Origin of the sequence: Croceicoccus esteveae (assembly GCF_031846435.1) — a bacterium.
GTDB classification, from domain to species: domain Bacteria; phylum Pseudomonadota; class Alphaproteobacteria; order Sphingomonadales; family Sphingomonadaceae; genus Croceicoccus; species Croceicoccus esteveae.
Genome location: NZ_JAVRHS010000017.1, coordinates 1 through 17,655, shown reverse-complemented (window position 1 = coordinate 17,655; position 17,655 = coordinate 1). Strand labels below are relative to the sequence as shown.

Genomic DNA, 17,655 nt, shown 5'->3' with positions numbered 1-17,655 from the left:
GGCATCACCGCCGCCTTCAACGGCATCGTGCGCCAGCTGCGCCGCGCTGGGAGGTACAAGGGCGCTGGGAGGTACAAGGGCGCTGGGAGGTCAACGCATGTTCGCGTGAACGATCAAGGCTGCAAGAAGTCTGCAAATCACCTTCCTGCCAGCTGCAAACGAGCGAACACAGGAAACCTCCTGAACACCGTCAGCCTTGCAGGCCTCGGCCATCCTGCGTTTCCAACCGGCCAGTGAAGATGCCGTTATCGACCGCTTGATGTATGCCGCGAACACCTCCTGTGATTTTTCCGAAGGGGCGGAAAACGCATCCCGACGATCAGGCACAAGGTGCACTTGGCAGCCACAAGGTGCATCTGGAACAAGAACTCTGCGTCAACCGACCTGCAGGATCATTTCTGCAGCCTTTTCTGCAATCATGATGACGGCGGCATTCGGATCGCCGGTCGGCACCCTTGGCATGACCGATGCATCGACGATCCGCAGATTGCCAACCCCCCGTACCTGCAGCCGGTCGTTAACGACGGCAAGGGGATCGTCTCCCATGCGGCAGGTTCCAACCGCTTCGTAATTCACGCCCACGGTACCACGGATAAAGGCATCCAGTTCCTCATCGTCGGCGATGCGGGAGCCAGGCGATATCTCCGCACCCCGGTAAGCGTCGTAGGCTGGCTGGCCAAAGATCCCGCGCGCAATCCTGATCCCGTTTCGCAGGGCCTCACGATCGCGTTGTTCTGCAAGGTAGTTGGTGTTTATGACAGGTGGCATCATGGGATCGGCGGATGCGAGGTGCAATGTGCCCCGACTTTCCGGGCGCGTGAGGATGATGAGATTGCTGACACCGTGCTGGCGGCCAAGCTCTGCATCCTCTGTAATGAGCAGCGGCATCAGATAGAACTTCAGGTCGAGTTCCGCGTGCCCGGCTGCGCCTGACCGCAGATAGGCGACCGCCTCGATGCTGTTGCCCGCCAGCGGTCCCTTGCGAGATACAAGATAGCGCAAGCCGGCCTCGGCCATGGCCAGCGGGTTTGTAAAATATCGGTACTGCGTAACCGGTTGCGGACAGGCAAACTGCACATCAGTACCCACATGATCGTGCAGGTTCTGGCCAGTCCCTTTCAAGTCGTTCACGATATCGACGCCCACCGACTGCAGGTGTGCAGCATCGCCAAGACCTGAAAGCATCATCAGCTGAGCAGATTGGAACGTGCCGCCGCTGCTGATGATTTCCCGGGCTGCATATGCGTGTCTGACCTCGTCACCCTGTCGATATTCCACGCCAATCGCTTTTTTGCCGTCGAACAGGATTCTGGTGGCATGGGCATTCAGCACGATCTCGAGATTGGCACGCTTTTCTGCAGGCCTGAGATAGGTCACCGCCGTGCTCATCCGCTTGCCTTTGTGGATTGTGAGTTCAGGTGGACCAAAGCCATCGGCACGCGCGCCGTTATGGTCGTCGTTGTAGGAGTATCCCGCCTGCGCCGACGCCTGCAGCCAGGCCCTAGTCGCCGGATTTTCAATGCTTGCGCGGCTCACGCGAAGCGGACCGTCGCCGCCGTGATATGCATCTGCGCCATGCCCATTGCTTTCGGCCCGGCGAAAATAGGGCAGCACATCGGCATAGGACCAGCCGCGATTGCCCGCCTGCGCCCAACTGTCGTAGATCTCGGGCGCTCCCCTGCTGTAACACATCCCGTTGATCGAGCTGCTGCCACCCAGCACCTTGCCTCTTGCATCAGGAAGCGTGCGATTATCGAGATGTTCCTGCGGCGCTGTCTCGTAATGCCAGGCGAACATGCCCTTGCGCATGACGGGGAGAAAACCGGCTGGCAGATAGATCAGCGGACTGCTGTCCCTGCCCCCGGCTTCGAGCAGGAGCACCTTGTTGCGCGGATCGGCTGACAGCCTGTTTGCAAGCACACAACCTGCCGAACCGGCACCGATGATGATGAAGTCGTGGGAAGGTGCAGTGTGCATGGCTGATCCTTTCAAGGCTGAAGCATTGCGGCGCAACGAAGCTCGACGCATGATTGCCGAACACAGCTCATGCTGCTAATGCAGTATCTGTTGCATTACCAGTCAAAGCATCGTTTCAGGAGCGGCTTGCTGACTGCAAGAAACATGTGAAGAAGGGACGGATGATGACAGAAGCAGCGATGGCGGACGATCATGGTTACAGCGATGCGGTAAAGGCAGGCGATCTGCTCTTTTGCTCAGGCCAGGTCGGGCTTGAAGCCGATGGCGGCGTTCCTGCCGATGTTGCCAGACAGTTCGCGCTGGCGTTCGAGGCGTTGGGAAAGGTGCTGAAGGCGAACGCCTGCACGGCCGATGATCTGGTCGACCTGACCTCCTTCCATGTCGATTATCCGCGGCACATGGCCGAGTTCATGGCCGAAAAGTCCCGCTTCCTCGGGCATGCACGTCCAGCGTGGACAGCTGTCGGCGTGGCAGCGCTGGGTTATCCCGACACGCTGGTCGAGATCAAGGCAGTTGCAAGGCTGCGTTGAGCCGATCTTCGCATCAGGTGCACCCGCGCGCCTGCTGGAGAGCCGGTCATGCCATCGCGATGCGGCCGTTGCGTGCCATCGGCGATCGCCTATGGGGAAGCGATGACAGGCAGGCAGGCGAGGCGGCCCGGCGGGCGAACGGAGAAGAACCGCAAGGCGGTTGCAGATGCAGTGCTTGCACTCATCGGGCAAGGACGGCTTGATTTCGAGATCCAGGAGGTTGCGGCCCTCGCCGGTGTCCATCGCACGACCCTGTTCCGTCGCTGGCCGGATCGGGCTGCGCTGATTTCCGAGGCAATGGCGGAGCATGTCTCGCGTCTGTCCATCCCGCTGTCGGGCAATTGGGAGGAGGACATGCATCGCGTCGCCTTCGGCATGCGCGACTTTCTTGCCGATCCTGTTGAAAACGCGATGAACCGGATGCTCGCGATGACTGACAATGCGATCTTTCGCGAACAGATGTTCAGCCATTGGACGCCGATCCTGCAAGAGTTCCGCAGACCGATCGTGGACGCGCAGGCGCGCGGTGAGCTGCCCGAAGGTGCAGACGCGTCGGCTGCGATGTGGATGCTGATGTCGTCGATCGTCGTGGGCGTTGTCTTCCAGCGCACGCCGCCGACCGACGAGTTCCTCGGCCGCCTTGTCGATCAGGTCATCAGAGGCTGCAGATAACCCGTTCTGACGCCTGGGTGCCCGTTACGATCCTCGTGTCATCTTGAGCGTGACGTCGGTGTCGGCAGTTATTGTGGCGACGTAACTTTCGCGCGTCCTGTGCCGGTTTGCGGCACATTAAGGACCGCGAACCGCTTGACTTGAACAATCATCCATGCGCCTATGCAACGCAGGTTGCATTAGTGAGACTCGCCATGGTTCAGCGATGATGGCGGAGTGTTGCAGTCAGACAGCCGGAACAGGCGAGGAAGACATCCATGAACAGGCGCGTCATCAAGCACCATCTGGCAAGCGAGAAGTCGGGTGGCTTTCCGGGAGTGGGGAAACTGCTGCTCCTTACTGCCGCGTGTCTGCAGTTCCCCGCAACTGCACTGGCGCAAGAGCAGGAGGACGGTCGCATCACCGGCCTCGATGAAATCGTCGTCACCGCACAGAAACGCGCGGAGAACCTCCAGGACACGCCGCTGGCCATCACTGCCTTGTCTGCCGAGATGATAGCGGCAAGAGGCATTTCGGACGTGGGGTCGCTCAGCGCGATCGCGCCCAATCTCATCATCAACCAGACCCCTGAATCGTCGACAACGCCGACGATCTATATCCGGGGCATCGGTCAGAGCGATCCTGCGCTCACGCTGGATGCGCCGAACGCTGTCTATATTGACGGTGTGGTGATCGGCCGGTCGGCAGGATCCATGTTCGAACTTGTAGATCTGGAGCGGATCGAGGTGCTGCGCGGACCACAAGGCACGCTCTTTGGCCGCAACACGACGGGCGGGGCGATCAGCCTGATTACCGCCCGGCCTGCACAAACGTGGGGCGTCGAGCAGACATTGGGCATAGGCGGGTTCAACCTGTTTCAGGCAAGGACAACGCTTGACACAGGCGAGCTTGCCGACAGCGGGTTCAGCGCCAAGTTTTCCTACCTGCACAAGCAGCGTCACGGCTACGTCGACAACATCCTTGAACCCGGTCGCAGAGATCCGGGCGCCTATAATGTGGACGCATTGCGGGCAGCGCTTTCCTATGACGCCGGCGGACCTGTCAACGCGTTCTACTCCTTTGATTACAACATGCGGAACAGCCGTGGCATCCCGGTGCAGCTTGCCGCGGTCGCGCCATATGTCGGGGGATACCTCGATGCCTCTGCGCAGCTTGGCGGTGCGGCACCACAGATATCCCGCTCCCGGCTGGACACGATCGCGCTTGATTTCGACGGGCCGATCCGTGACCGCACGACAGGTCACACGCTCATCGTGGAGGCAGAGTTGAGCGAGCAACTGCAGCTTCGGTCCACGACAGGCTATCGCGACTGGTCAAATACCGTCCGGTCGTCAGATCTTGATGGCAATGCTGGCCTGGTCGGATTTACCGTGTCGCCGGCTATCCTTGCTCCACCGTTCGACTTCATTCCAGAAGGCGTGAACCCTGTCAGCCTCTACAATGGCAGGAACGAACGCAAGCAACACCAATGGTCCCAGGAACTGAACCTTGTCGGCAAGGCGGGCAGCAATCTGGAGTATGTGCTGGGTGCCTATTACTTCAAGGAAAAGGCGCAGGAGCGTGACAAAGTCAATCTGACCATTCTCATTCCTCTGGACGACCCGATTGAACTTGCGCCCGGCATTACCACGCCGGCTTTTGGCGTGAATATCTCCACGCTGCTCGATTACCGGCACAAATCGGAATCCAAGGCGCTGTTCGGCCAGGCCACCTATCAGCTTGCCGACCGGCTCAGCATTACAGGAGGGTTGCGATATACCTGGGACAAGAAGACGCTGAACCAGACCGAGGCGATCATCAACAATGCCGAGGCAGATTTTGGCCAGCTGACCTGGCTCGGCACTGCCAAATACGACTTCTCCAACGATATCTCGAGCTATGTCAGAGTGGCGACCGGTTACAAGTCGGGCGGTTTCAATCCGCGTGGCGGCGGCAACGCGTTCGATCCGGAAAAGGTCACATCCTACGAGGCGGGTCTCAAGACAGAGCTGTTCGATCGCCGCATCCGGCTCAACCTTGCCGGTTTTCACACGATCTACAAGAATTTGCAGGTCAGCCAGTTCGAAGCCGGCAGCACCGGAGCCAACAGCATCACGGTCAACGCTGGCAAGGCAACCTATACCGGCGTGGAGGCAGAATTCGTCGCGCGGCTCACCAACAGTCTCACCTTTTCCGCCAATGGCGGCTATGTCGATCGCGACTACAAGGAATATCTGTTCCGGGATCCGGTCACCGACGAACTGGTCAACCTCGCCGATGAGGCACGGTTCAACTACTCGGCCTCCACCACCGCTACCGCCGGGCTCGAATACCGGTTTCCCAATTTCGACTTCGGATCATTGAAAGCGCGCCTCGACTACGATTACCGCAGCAGGATCTATTACCACCAGCTCGACATCATTGCCCCCTTCAACAAGGTTCTGTCCGATGGCGGCGTGTCGACCCTCAACGGCCGCATGACTTTATCCGACATCATGCTTCCAAGCGCCGACATGTCGGTGGCGCTGTGGGTCAAGAACCTGACCGATGAGGATTACCTGCTTTCCGGCACCGACTTCGGCAGCCTTGGCTTTGGCATCATCAGCTTTGCAGAGCCGCGCACCTGGGGGCTTGATCTTACGGTGAAGTTCCGGTGACGGAACAGGCACAGTGATGCGTCCAGAACCAATATCGCCCGGCCCGGCCAAGGACGTGCCGACCTCGCCCGCGGCGTGGCGGATCGTCGCTGTCGTCTCCATCATCAGCTTCGTCATCATCGGGGGCACGCTGACCTCCCTTGGCGTGTTCCTGCCAAGATTGCAGGCCGACTTCGGACTTGCTCCCGACGGACTGGGGCAGATCGCCTTCGCGCTGCTGGTCAGCATGAGCGTGACCAGCCTGCTCGCCGGGTGGGGGGTCGACAGGTTCGGAGCAAGGCTTACCGTTCTTTGCGGTGTCATCGTTACCGCTTCTGGCTGGGCAGCCGCAGGATACGGCACGACCGTGCCACAGATCGTGGCCGCCATGCTGCTGGTCGGCGGGGGTGCAGGCGCGGCCACCATCGTTCCAGGCATAGCGCTGATCACGCGCGTTCATGATCGGCATCGCGGCCTTGCGCTTGCCATCTTCATCGGATCATGTGCCCTGGCGAGTTCCGCCGTCCCTCCCCTGACCGGTCTTGTCATTGCGCAACTTGGCTGGCGTGCGGCATTTTTCATCGGCAGCGGCGCCATAATCATCCTCTGCCTGCCGCTCATCCCGCTGCTTGGCAGGCGCGAGCGGGTGCCCGCGGCCGGACCGGCAGGCGCGGCAGTGACACCCGGGCTGAGAGCATGCCTGACATTGGCGTTGCGCAAGGGCGATTACTGGCGGCTTGCGGTTACGCTTACGCTGGCGCAGGCCAGCCTCAATGCGGTCCTGTTCAGCGTCATCACCTTGCTGGCGGCTCAGGGTTATGAAGAATCAACCGCGATATCCAGCTACAGCGTGGCCAATCTCATGGGTTTGCCTGCCCTGCTTGCAGGTGGCCTGCTCGCCGATCGGTTCGGCGGCAAACCGGTTCTGGTAGCGGCCATGCTGATGCAGGCATTTGGCACCTTCGCTCTTCTTGGCACCCTTCGCCCCGATACTTACGGCGTTTACGGCCTTGCCGGCTTCGTGGTGCTCTGGGGTTTTGCCAGCGGCTTGCCGGCACAGGCAGGTCCGATGGTTCTGGCCAGAATTGTCGGGCAACAAGCGTTTGCCACTGTCCTGGGCTTCAACATGTTCATCGTCGGGCTGCTCGGTGCGCTCGCGCCGCTGGGGATGGACTGGCTGTACTGGTTTGGCGATGGCTATTTCCTGCCGATCCTTGTATTCAGCCTTTTTACCATTGTTGCCGCGGCTCTGGTCGTTGCGATCAAGCCCGAACGCGATAATGCCGGGCTTAATAGACCTGCCGCGGCGCACCCCGTTCAAACGACGCCCGACGGCCTGCGATTGCATGCACAGGGCGCCAGCCATGATTGGTAATCCCAAGGTCTCCCGCACCCAGCCTGACCGGCGTTCGTTCAGGCAGGGTCTCGTTCCCATCAGCCTCAGCGGTTGGACAGCGCCTGAACCTCCGCCAAGCCACTATCCCCAGCTTCAGCAAGATATCGACACCGATGTCATCATCATCGGCGCCGGCCTTGCGGGCAGTTCGCTTGCCCTGCACCTCACCGAGCAGGGTGTAGACACCGTCATACTGGAAGCGCGGCAGCCCGGATGGGGCGCGTCAGGCCGCAACGCAGGGCATGTGCTGCCTGTGCTGAAGGATCTGCGCGCGTTCAATCGCTTTCCCGATCAGGGCAAGGCCTTTCTCGACATCTTTCGCGAACATCGCGCCATTCCGTTCGATCTGTCGCACCAGCACGGCATCGACTGCGATGCAATGCAATCAGGATATCTGAACGCGGCGACCAGCAAGATTGCGTACGAACGGTTCAAGGCAGGCGCAGTTTGGCTGGAAGACCGGGAACTTGAGGAAATCGACACGCTGGGAACAGCGCAGATGCAGGAAACGACAGGATCGCGTCATTTCACCCATGGCGTCGTTTACAAAAGCGGCGGCCGCATCAACCCCTATCTGTTCACCAACGGCCTGCTGGCTGCCGCAGTGCGCATGGGCGCAGTCGTCCACGGCGACAGTGAAGCGATTGCCCTGTCCCGATCCACGAACCGATGGCGTGTGCGTACGTCCGGAGGAAACGTGAACGGCAGGAGAGTTGTTTTCTGCACCAACGCATATCCCGGCAATATCGTGCCTGCCTTTACCAAAGGCTTTTACCCACTGACTGCCTATGGCGTTGCCACCGAACCATTGCCGAAAGAGCTGGCCGATCTGATCATGCCCTCTGGCATGACCCTTGCCGAAGTTCCCATCGACCTCAACCCGCTGGTGAAGGACCGGCACGGGCGCCTTGTCCTCTCCAGCATTCCTGCCTTTGCCAGAGCCGATGATGCGGCATGGCACTTTGCCAATCACCTGCGCTGGATCCACAAGCTTTGGCCCCATTCCCGCGATGCGGATATCAGGCTGGGGCACTACTGGACAGGCCGGGTAGCCATGCGCAAGCGGGAGTTCCCCGGCGTCTTCGAACTGCAACCCGGGGTGTTCGGTCTCATGTACTTTAACGCATGGGGAAATGTCATGGCGCCATTGCTCGGCAAATTGTTCGCGCATGCGCTTGCTCGGGACGAAATGGACAAATTGCCTTTCCCCATCGAAAAACCCGAACCTGTTGCCATGCAGCGTCAGCGCGAGATCCTGATTGGCAACCTGCTGATCCCGGCGGCCCGCACCGCACGAAAGATAGGACTGTTGTAGAGACTTTTGCTCACTAAACGCCAGATGGGCAGGAGGAGCGGATCACCTGCACCGGGTCAACCGATCGCTCGTTACGGATGGCCTGCTGCCGGTTTGGTGGACATCGGGACAGGATGTTATTGCCTGTCGGAGGTCCGCAACGCAGCGAAGGAAGTTCAGCTGCGAATTCAAGCTTGAGGCGGCAAGATCTGTGCACGAGCGCCGTGTTATGGTCAGGCTGCTCGGAACCTGGACGTGCATGAAAATATGCCGCGCAGATGGGTGAAGGAGTTTGCCGCTGACCCCGGCCATGTCCTTCACGAGCAAGGGCAGATGAGGCCCGAGCGGATGGGCATCGATCGCCTCCTTCGCAAAGCTGCCAGGCTGAAGGCGGAGCGCGACATCCTGAAAAAGCGGCCGCCTGCTTTGCGAAGGTCTTGCTACGAAGTTTGCTTTCGTTGTGAAGCACCAAGGGTTCTGGCCGGTAGCATGGATGTGCGGGACGCCCGGGTTTTGCGAAACGGCCTTCATGCCTGGCTCACCAGGGCGCCGTCACTGCATCGCCCTTCCCGGCAAAGAATACGCCAGACGAATTTTTGGAAGACAACAGGCGCGGATTGACGACCCGGCGTCCAGGACATGCTGCTTGTCGCCAGACACTTTCCCGGCACGGCAGAACTGGCCCGGCTTCATGCGGCAGCAGCAATGCCGTGCAGCTCTTGACACCAGCTTCAGCAAAGCTGATTGCGACAAAATGTCCCGTGATAGCAACATGATGAACGTTCCGGCGCCGGCGCGCGAGCGGATCGACTGGATCGATATCGCCAAGGGTGTCTCCATCCTGCTCATCACTTTTCTTCACGTGGTTCTGCTGTCCGATGCAGCGGGGCTCGCCTTGTGGCGGCTCAAATGGATCAACTCCTTTCTTGCAGCCATCCGCCTGCCCCTGTTCTTCACCGTTGCAGGCGTGTTCGCAGGCAAATCGCTGCGCTCGCCCTGGCGCGTGCTGCTCAGGAACAAGGTACTCCTCTACGCCTGGCTGATCGTCATCTGGAACCTTGTGTTCTGGTTCAGCTTTTCCACGCTGGTGACGCAGCCCCAATGGGTTGGCAAGACCATCGAGGTCACCGCGGCTTTCCGCTCGATGCTGCTCCCGCTCTCGCCCATCTGGTTCCTGCAGGCACTTGCCCTGTTCTTCATTGCCGGCAAACTTCTTGCCGCTGTCCCGCGCACGCTTGGACTTGCCTTTGCCGTGGCGATGTCACTGGCGACGCTTGGTGTGCTGGCAAAGCGCTATGATATTGTCCACCTGGTGCCTGGCGGCAGAGGCTATTCCAAGGCGCTCATCTATTTTGCCTTCTTCTACGCAGGAGCGATGTTTCCAGCTGTCGTCCTGAAGGCGGGCAATCTGCATTTCAGGTGGGCCGTCCTGCTCCTGCTGGGCTGTCTTGGCCTGCAGGCATCGCTGGCGCTGCTGGACAATCCAGCGCTTAATGCCATGATCCAGCTCGCCTCGTCATGCAGCGGCGTTGCCGCGCTGCTGATCGGCTCGCGCGTGATTGCCCCGACCGTTCCTGGCAGATTGTTCAGATATATCGGTCGGCGCACCCTTGCCATCTATGTCGCGCAATATCCCATCATCGCCGGCCTTGCCTGGCTGCTGATCGGGCTGGGAGTCGAGCAAAGCAGGCTTCTTTCCTATGCGGGCGTATTGGTCTGCACATTCGCCACCATCGTGCTCACTTTGCTGCTGCAACGCATTCTGCAGATGATCGGCCTTGCCTCCTTCTACCGCCTGCCGCGCTGGACTGGTGCTGGCCGCAACGCGCCACCAGCGGTTCCGGGCGACAGACCCCCTGCAGCGATCCGCGAAACAGGAGCGGGGCGTTGTCGAAGACGATCCTGAGCAGCATGCGTTTGCTCTTGATGTCCCGCACCTTCAGCGCCGAGACCTTACCGACACGTAGGCCGGCGCCATAGCCGACCGACAGCGCAGCCTGGTGCTTGAGGCAGGTGGTGGCATCAGGCAGTCGCTTCACTTCCGCCAAGGTCAGAATTACCAGAGTCCTGCGGGCAGGTGCCGTGCGGACCAGCTTGCGCGCGAGCTCGGGTCGGTCGAGCGTGGGGGTGAAGAAGAACCGCCGGGCCGCGACGATGCTGTTCATGTCTGGCGCCGGGGTGCCTGCTTCCCGCTGTTCGATCCTGAACCGCCGCACATCCTTGTTCGTGGCGTTGTGAGGCGAGTGTCCCCGCCAGGTGGCGCACCGCCCGACATCGCGCAAACAGTTACGCTGCGTCTCCGGACCGTCCCGGCGCAGGCTCATGTCCTTGATCAGCCGCTGGCGCTGCGGGCTTGCCGGTCGGCAAGGACAACATCGTCCATCGTTCGACTGCCCAGACTGGAGGAGCCGAATTAATCTGCCCGGTGCGGCGCGGGCGCTATGCTCGATCACGCCTGCCGCCAGCACTTCTCTCGCGAAACGGGTTTGTGCAACGCGGCTATTCTCTGTCGTCCAGTCTGAGCAGATACTGGTAAAAAAGCGGACACAGGGGGCAATCACCGCCTTCAGCGCTCGCGGGATGAGGATGGCATCAGCGTCATCGCGGTAGCGCCTCTGTCCATCTAGACCGCTGAACCCAGCTGTCAGCGCGCCGACCGAAAAGCTCAAGCAGTCCGGCGCATACCGACCGGGCGGGTGGACCATTCCGGTGAAGCTGTGTCATGCCCGCAACTCTCTCTCTTCATGTCGGGTCAGGTGCGGCCTCCCATGGACCGCACTTTCGTTGACAACCCACTTTACCCGCGCCGCGCGCATGCTAGCATAAGCCGGAACAGGGGGGCACAAGATGAAGCAGCGTTGGTGTAAGGGATTTCTGGCGGCCGTATTTTTGGCAGGGGCCATGCCAGCTGTCGCGCAAGAGCGTGAACCGGCCAGCGACCGATCGGTCGTCTACATTCATGCCGGCCGCCTCCTGGCCGAACCGGGTCAGGCTCCTCGCGGCCCTGCAACGATAGTCGTGCGCGGCGGGGAGATTGCCGAGGTGCGCGATGGCTTCGCCCCGCCCGAGACAGGCGCCGCGCTGGTCGATCTGTCCGATGACTTCGTGCTGCCCGGCCTCATCGATTTGCACGTCCACCTGCTCGGCCCCGGTGGCGATCCCTTGGCGGACCGGCTGACTGCCATCAATCGCGACGTGCAGGATGATCTGCTTCAAGGTGTCGCCAATGCCCGCGTGACGCTCCTGGCCGGCTTCACCACTGTACGGGATCTGGGCGGCACCGAACGCTCGATCCGTGCCTTGCGCGATGCGTCACAGGCTGGCCTGGTAGAGGCGCCCACCATCGTCAATGCCGGCCACATGCTTTCAGTCACCGGTGGGCATGGAGACGGGCGCAACGGTCTGGGCGATCTCTATTCTGACGCGCAGGGGCATCAGGAATACGTATGCGATGGCGTGGAGGACTGCGCCCGCGCGGTGCGCCGCCAGATTGGCCTGGGCGCTCAGGTCATCAAGTTTGCAGCCACCGGCGGGGTGCTGTCCAATGTCAGCGGTGGCTTGAGCCAGGCGATGACCTCGACCGAGATGGCCGCCATCATCGACACCGCACACGGGCTTGGCCGCCGCGTCGCCGCGCACAGCCACGCCGATGCAGGGACAAGGGCTGCGGTGGAAGCAGGTGTCGACACGATCGAGCATGGCTCGTTCCTGGAGCCTGAAACCATTGCGCTGATGAAGCGGCGCGGCACCTGGCTGGTGCCCACCATGCTGGCGACGCGCGCCGCAGTCGCGCAGGCGGAAGCCGGTGCCCTGCCACCTGCCGTGGTGCCCAAGGCGCGTGAGGCAGTGGCTGCTGCGGCAGACAGCCATGCACGCGCCATCGACGCGGGCGTGAAGATCGCCTTCGGCACTGATACGGGCGTCAGCAGCCATGGCCGTAATGCAGAGGAGTTCGTGCTGATGGTGGCCGCCGGAATGACTCCCGCCGCCGCGATCCGCGCAGCAACCAGTGACGCCGCCGAGGTGCTTGGCCGCGCCAACAGTGTTGGCCGCATTGCGCCCGGCATGACGGCCGACATCATTGCAGTCGATGGCGATCCCCTCCTTGACGTGCGCGAGCTTGAGGATGTGGATTTCGTCATGAAGGCAGGACGGGTCATCCTGCACGAGGACTGAGGAAGACGGCCAATCTCATCCCGAGCGAGGATGCGCCTACTGGAAAGACGGCCCTTCGGCAGAACATGGGGTGACAGGCGACAGGCCCCTTTAAAGGGCGCTGCCGGCCTGGCGGGGCGCGAAGCAGACGCGCCCTGTGGGCAGACGACTTCAGAACGAAAGGAGGTGGCTTTCTGGAAGAGAGCGGAAAAGGGCACGCGACCCCCGTGTCGCTTGGAAACATGAAATAACTGAGATTGGACAATAGAAGCGCATCGCCAACTACGTCGCCGCCTTTGCTCATCTGCTGGACGGCCAGCCCGCGCGCTTCACTGACTTGCGGGACAAGGTAGACATCAGGCTGAGTGGCTCGGCGCCGCATGCCCTCGGCGTGAGGCAGTTCTCCTCCCGGGTAGAGGCAACCGGTCGGCCCTGCTCTGGGTCCCTCGGCCAGCAGAGAGTCCACAGGTTCCGCAGATCGGCCTTGTCGTCCAGGTAAACGGTGGAACGCACTTCGTCGAATCCTGCGTGCTCTGCCTCGCCAGCGAAGACGACCGCGCCACTCTCGTTCCAGCCAGCTTCGACCGGGGGGCCTGCCGGTTGGACGATGCGCGCGACCTTCACCACAGCGCAGAAGCTCCAGCGTCGAGCTTCGACCGCGCAGACGGCGACATGGTCCGGGCTTACAAGCGACTGATCGCGATCCAACCAGAGCAGTGGGAGCGGGGTGACACCTTCGACCTGCCGTATCTGACCAACGCCGCCTGCCTTACATCGCAGTGTCCTTCGCATACCGGGACGGAACAGCTGTTGCGCTTGTAAGGATCGTCAGTCGCAGCCTACGCAACATGCGGTTGTTTTCATCAGAGCCCGTTGGACATGCCTTCACCCAGAAGAGCAAATCCTGTGGATAGTGCTCGGGAATGACGGGAAGCGAGCCGAGTGCGGACCGACTGCTGGAGGGCCGATCGCCATCTGAACATCACCTGGATGCGCTTATCAGTCCCCCTCCCCCGAAACCAAATTGCGGGTGAATCGCTGAACCTTGCGAACGGAGGTGAAATATGGCGGCACGGGCATACTGGCAGGGGCAAATCAGACTGGCGCTCGTTTCGATCCCGGTCGAAATCTATTCCGCGAGCAGATCAGGTTCCAAGATCAGCTTCAACCAGATCCACAAGCCCAGCGGCAAGCGGGTACGCTACGAAAAGACGGTGTCCGGCATCGGACCAGTTGATCGCGATGACATCATCAAGGGCTACGAGATCTCCAAGGGCGAGTATGTCCTGCTGGAAGATGAGGAGATCGAGGCGGTCAAGATCGAGAGCCGAAAGACGCTCGAACTGGTCCAGTTCGTCGATGCTTGCGAGATCGACCCGCTGTATTTCGAGAAACCCTACTACGTTGCCCCGAAAGACGATCTTGCGGAGGAGGCTTTCGTCGTGTTGCGCGAGGCGCTGCGCAAGGCAAAGAAGGTCGCGCTCGGCCAGCTATCGATGCGCGGTAGCGAGAAGCTCGTCGCGATCAAACCTTGCGGCAAGGGACTTTTGCTGGAAACGCTCCGCTATGCCGACGAGGTCCGCAAGGGGCAGTCCTTTTTCGCCGGAATCGATGAAGCCAAGCCGAAGAAGGAACTGCTCGATCTTGCCACCAGGTTGATCGAGGAGAAGAGCGCGCCGTTCGATGCGGGCGAATTCGAGGATCGCTATGTCGATGCCCTGCGCAAGCTGATCGACAAGAAAGCCAGATCAAAAAGCAAAAAAGCGATCATCGAAGACGTCGATACATCCGATGGCGCGGCGGGCGGCAATGTGATTGACCTGATGGCTGCGCTGAAGAAGTCGGTAGGAGAGGAAAAGGGCTCGGCTAAACCTGCCTCCAAACGCAAGAAGTCTGCCTGACATGGCTGCGCAAGACAAAGCCGATCCGCTCGCCACTTACAACGCCAAGCGCGACTTCGACAAGACTCCCGAACCTTCGGGCAAGGCGCAAGGCAGCGCGGGTGGTGATCTTTTCATCGTTCAGAAACACGATGCCACGCGACTGCATTGGGACCTGCGGCTGGAACTGGACGGGGTCCTAAAAAGCTGGGCCGTGACCAAGGGCCCCTCGCCCGATCCTGACATCAAGCGGCTTGCGGTGCGCACCGAAGACCACCCCATGTCCTATGCGCTGTTCGAAGGCACTATCCCCAAAGGCGAATATGGCGGTGGCACCGTCATGCTGTGGGATCGCGGCAAGTGGGCGCCGATCGAAGGCAAGAGTGCCAGGGATCTCGACAAGGGCCACCTTCATTTCTGTCTCGCAGGCGAGCGCATGCAGGGCGAGTGGCTGCTGATCCGGCTGAAGAAAAAGCCGGGCGAGAAGCGCGAGAACTGGCTGCTGCGCAAATTGCAGGACGACCATGCCGAACAGGGTGACGCGCTGGTCGAACGCGAATTGACCAGCGTGCTCACCGGCCGCTCGATGGCCGAGATCGCGGCTGACAGGCAGGGCGAATATGCGCTTGCCGAAAAAAAGCACGATGTCTTCCTGGCACAGATGCAAAAGGCGCCAGAGCGCAATGCCGCCAAGGCAGAGCCCAGGCGCAAGGCGGCGCCGCTTCCGCAATTCGTCAAGCCCCAGCTCGCGACACTGGTGGACGACGTGCCTACCGGCAACAGCTGGATGTACGAGATCAAGTTCGACGGGTACCGTGCGCTGATCGCGGCCAAGGGGGACAAGGTCCGTGTCCATACCCGCAGCGGCAAGGACTGGACCGACAAATTCGAACCGCTCGTCGAGGCGATCGCCGCGCTCGATCTTCCGGCCAGCCTGATCGACGGCGAGATCGTCGCCAGCGATGCAAAGGGCAATCCCGATTTTTCGACCCTGCAGAAGGTGCTCAAGCGCGGGCATGGAAGTCAATCGCGTGGCGATGCGCTGTCCTTTCATGCCTTTGACCTGCTCTCGCTCGATGGCGAGGATCTCGGCAGCTTGCCGAATATCGAACGAAAAGAGCGGCTCGAGGCGCTGCTCGCCACTGCAGAACCGCCGATACACATTGCCGATCACGTGATCGGTGCAGGCGAGAAACTCTATGCCGCGATGTGCCGGGCCGGACAGGAAGGGATCATTGCCAAGAAAATTGACGCGCCTTACCGCCATTCGCGCACCAAAGCGTGGGTAAAGGTCAAATGTACACGGCGGCAGGAGTTCGTCATCGCTGGCTGGAAAGCGAGCAAGGCGAAGGGGCGGCCCTTCGCTTCATTACTGCTGGCGCAGCACGAGGGCGGACAACTCGTTTACAAAGGCAATGTCGGGACAGGTTTCACCGCCGACGAGCTCGACGGTCTTGCCGCGAAGATGAAACGGCTCGAGCGCAAGACCGCGCCGCTGGAGGTCGACAAGGCCACCGCGCGCGGTGTCACCTGGGTTACGCCCAAGCTGGTCGCGGAAATCGCGTTTACCGAGTTCACCGCCGAGGGCAATGTGCGCCACGGAAGTTATCTCGGTCTGCGGAGCGACAAGGACGCGGAATCGGTCAAGCCGGAAAAGCCGGCTTCCACCCCCCCGGCAACAGACCAGGTAAGGATCTCGAGCCGCGACCGGGTGATCTTTCCCGATAGCGGCCAAACCAAGGGCGATCTCGCAGATTATTATGCGCAGATCGCTCCATTCATGCTGCCCTTCGTCGCGCGCCGCCCCGTAAGCCTCGTGCGCTGTCCACAAGGCCGTGGGAAGAAATGCTTCTTTCAAAAGCATGATAGCGGCTCGTTTGGCGAGGCGGTTCACCATGTCCCGATCCTGGAGAAGGACGGCGGAGCCGAGGACTACCTCTATGTCGAAGACGTGCGCGGGATTCTCGAATGCGTGCAGATGGGGACGATCGAATTCCACGGTTGGGGGTCGCGCAGCGACGATGTCGAGGCGCCCGACCGCATGGTGTTCGATCTCGATCCCGACGAAGGGCTCGATTTCAGCGAGGTCAAGCAGGCGGCGCGCGATATCAGGGCGCGGCTATCGGATATCGGACTGGTCAGCTTTGCCATGCTTTCCGGCGGGAAAGGCGTGCACGTAGTCGTGCCGCTGAAGACCGGACACGGTTGGGACGCGCACAAGGATTTTTCGCGGCGTTTCGCCGAAGCGCTGAGTATTGCCGAGCCCGATCGCTTCACTGCAGCGATGAGCAAGGCGAAGCGCAAACGCAGGATTTTCATAGACTGGCTGCGCAACCAGCGCGGCAGCACGGCGGTTCTGCCCTATTCGGCAAGAGCACGGAGCGGCGCGCCAGTTGCCATTCCGCTCAGTTGGGATGAGCTGGAGAACATGAAGGATGCCCAGTCCTTCAGTATCGACGATGCGAAACGGCTCATCAAGCATGCGGGGGACAAGACACTCGCCGGCTGGGGATTTGCAGATCAGCGACTACCCGATATCTGATCGCCGCCATTGTGCAGAGGATGGCGTCCAGGGTCTGAGATAGATCGATGTGTGCTTTCAGCAGACGGCACAAGGAGCCGAACAACCGCAATCATGAAGGATTTCAGGCGCCGGCAGGCGTACGCAAATCCCTACAATGCAGGAACCCGCGTGCCGCAGGCAGTGGCTATGAGGGTCTCAGATTCTTGCCGCCAGTGCACATGCGCGACGGGATCGGCATGTCGCTCTTCGCCAAACGGCTCGAGAAGAGCCGGTTTGTATGGTGCGCAGCCAAGGCCAAAACGGTGTTGTTCACCCTTCCCTGATGGCCTGCCTGCTGGACGGGCTCGACTGACGCAACCCGCAGTATATGTGGCGGCCGCAGAGCGCGGGATAATCGTTGGCAAGGCGGGCTGTTTCAGCACGTTAATAATCCGCTCTTCTGAGAACCCCTTGCGCTTCATCGTCTGCCCTTCCTCCACGTTAGACACCAATCATTCGTGAATGAAAATCAGGAGGTCCCACGCACGGGCGCTTCCGTGCAGAACCTGTCCCATAGCGCATCCTTCCATGCGTGCGCGGATGATGCACCATCAAATGTCGGGAGGAAACAGC

At 60.8% G+C, this 17,655-nt stretch carries 11 protein-coding genes and 1 pseudogene; 11 read left to right on the top strand and 1 reads right to left on the bottom strand.

All coding sequences use genetic code 11. The annotated features are described in order from the left end of the window. Positions 1-375 precede the first annotated feature (375 nt). A complete protein-coding gene (locus RM533_RS13040; protein ID WP_311341666.1) occupies positions 376-1,977 on the bottom strand; it encodes a GMC family oxidoreductase in 1,602 nt (533 codons plus the stop codon). 161 nt (positions 1,978-2,138) lie between these two features. On the opposite strand from RM533_RS13040, the gene RM533_RS13035 reads away from it, so the two are divergent. The 11 genes and pseudogenes from RM533_RS13035 to ligD all read left to right on the top strand — a co-directional run bounded on the left by RM533_RS13035 (position 2,139) and on the right by ligD (position 17,061). After that, complete coding sequence (locus RM533_RS13035; protein ID WP_311341665.1) at positions 2,139-2,507, top strand: RidA family protein; 369 nt, start codon at positions 2,139-2,141, stop codon at positions 2,505-2,507. Positions 2,508-2,579: 72 nt separating this feature from the next. After that, the gene (locus RM533_RS13030; protein ID WP_311341664.1) at positions 2,580-3,179 is read left to right on the top strand and encodes a TetR-like C-terminal domain-containing protein; all 600 of its coding nucleotides are present in this window, start codon (positions 2,580-2,582) and stop codon (positions 3,177-3,179) included. A gap of 257 nt (positions 3,180-3,436) precedes the next feature. Then, a complete protein-coding gene (locus RM533_RS13025; protein ID WP_311341663.1) occupies positions 3,437-5,815 on the top strand; it encodes a TonB-dependent receptor in 2,379 nt (792 codons plus the stop codon). Positions 5,816-5,831: 16 nt separating this feature from the next. Next, positions 5,832-7,169, top strand: coding sequence for an MFS transporter (locus RM533_RS13020; protein ID WP_311341662.1), 1,338 nt, complete (start codon positions 5,832-5,834; stop codon positions 7,167-7,169). Next, on the top strand, positions 7,159-8,505 hold the full coding sequence (locus RM533_RS13015; RefSeq protein WP_311341661.1) for an NAD(P)/FAD-dependent oxidoreductase: 1,347 nt from the start codon (positions 7,159-7,161) through the stop codon (positions 8,503-8,505). Before RM533_RS13020 ends, RM533_RS13015 begins: the two co-directional genes overlap by 11 nt. 118 nt (positions 8,506-8,623) lie before the next feature. Continuing rightward, positions 8,624-9,039 (top strand): annotated as a pseudogene (locus RM533_RS13010) (transposase); the annotation flags it as partial. 199 nt (positions 9,040-9,238) lie between these two features. Beyond that, positions 9,239-10,390 (top strand): acyltransferase family protein, encoded by a 1,152-nt coding sequence (locus RM533_RS13005; RefSeq protein ID WP_311341660.1) that lies wholly within the window; start codon positions 9,239-9,241, stop codon positions 10,388-10,390. Positions 10,391-11,331: 941 nt separating this feature from the next. Next, entirely contained in the window at positions 11,332-12,660 is a 1,329-nt protein-coding gene (locus RM533_RS13000; RefSeq protein ID WP_311341659.1) for a metal-dependent hydrolase family protein, read from the top strand. A 507-nt stretch (positions 12,661-13,167) separates the two neighbouring features. Next, entirely contained in the window at positions 13,168-13,461 is a 294-nt protein-coding gene (locus tag RM533_RS12995; RefSeq protein ID WP_311341658.1) for a hypothetical protein, read from the top strand. A 242-nt stretch (positions 13,462-13,703) separates the two neighbouring features. Continuing rightward, positions 13,704-14,540: a non-homologous end joining protein Ku gene (ku, locus tag RM533_RS12990; RefSeq protein ID WP_311341657.1), complete on the top strand. Its 837-nt coding sequence runs from the start codon at positions 13,704-13,706 to the stop codon at positions 14,538-14,540. 1 nt (position 14,541) lies between these two features. Continuing rightward, entirely contained in the window at positions 14,542-17,061 is a 2,520-nt protein-coding gene (gene ligD, locus RM533_RS12985; RefSeq protein ID WP_311341656.1) for a DNA ligase D, read from the top strand. Positions 17,062-17,655 lie beyond the last annotated feature (594 nt).

Coding starts and splice junctions, on each gene's coding strand:
- RM533_RS13040 (WP_311341666.1), bottom strand. CDS start 1,977: ATGCACACTGCACCTTCCCACGACTTCATCATCATCGGTGCCGGTTCG.
- RM533_RS13035 (WP_311341665.1), top strand. CDS start 2,139: ATGATGACAGAAGCAGCGATGGCGGACGATCATGGTTACAGCGATGCG.
- RM533_RS13025 (WP_311341663.1), top strand. CDS start 3,437: ATGAACAGGCGCGTCATCAAGCACCATCTGGCAAGCGAGAAGTCGGGT.
- RM533_RS13020 (WP_311341662.1), top strand. CDS start 5,832: ATGCGTCCAGAACCAATATCGCCCGGCCCGGCCAAGGACGTGCCGACC.
- RM533_RS13015 (WP_311341661.1), top strand. CDS start 7,159: ATGATTGGTAATCCCAAGGTCTCCCGCACCCAGCCTGACCGGCGTTCG.
- RM533_RS13005 (WP_311341660.1), top strand. CDS start 9,239: ATGTCCCGTGATAGCAACATGATGAACGTTCCGGCGCCGGCGCGCGAG.
- RM533_RS13000 (WP_311341659.1), top strand. CDS start 11,332: ATGAAGCAGCGTTGGTGTAAGGGATTTCTGGCGGCCGTATTTTTGGCA.
- ku (WP_311341657.1), top strand. CDS start 13,704: ATGGCGGCACGGGCATACTGGCAGGGGCAAATCAGACTGGCGCTCGTT.
- ligD (WP_311341656.1), top strand. CDS start 14,542: ATGGCTGCGCAAGACAAAGCCGATCCGCTCGCCACTTACAACGCCAAG.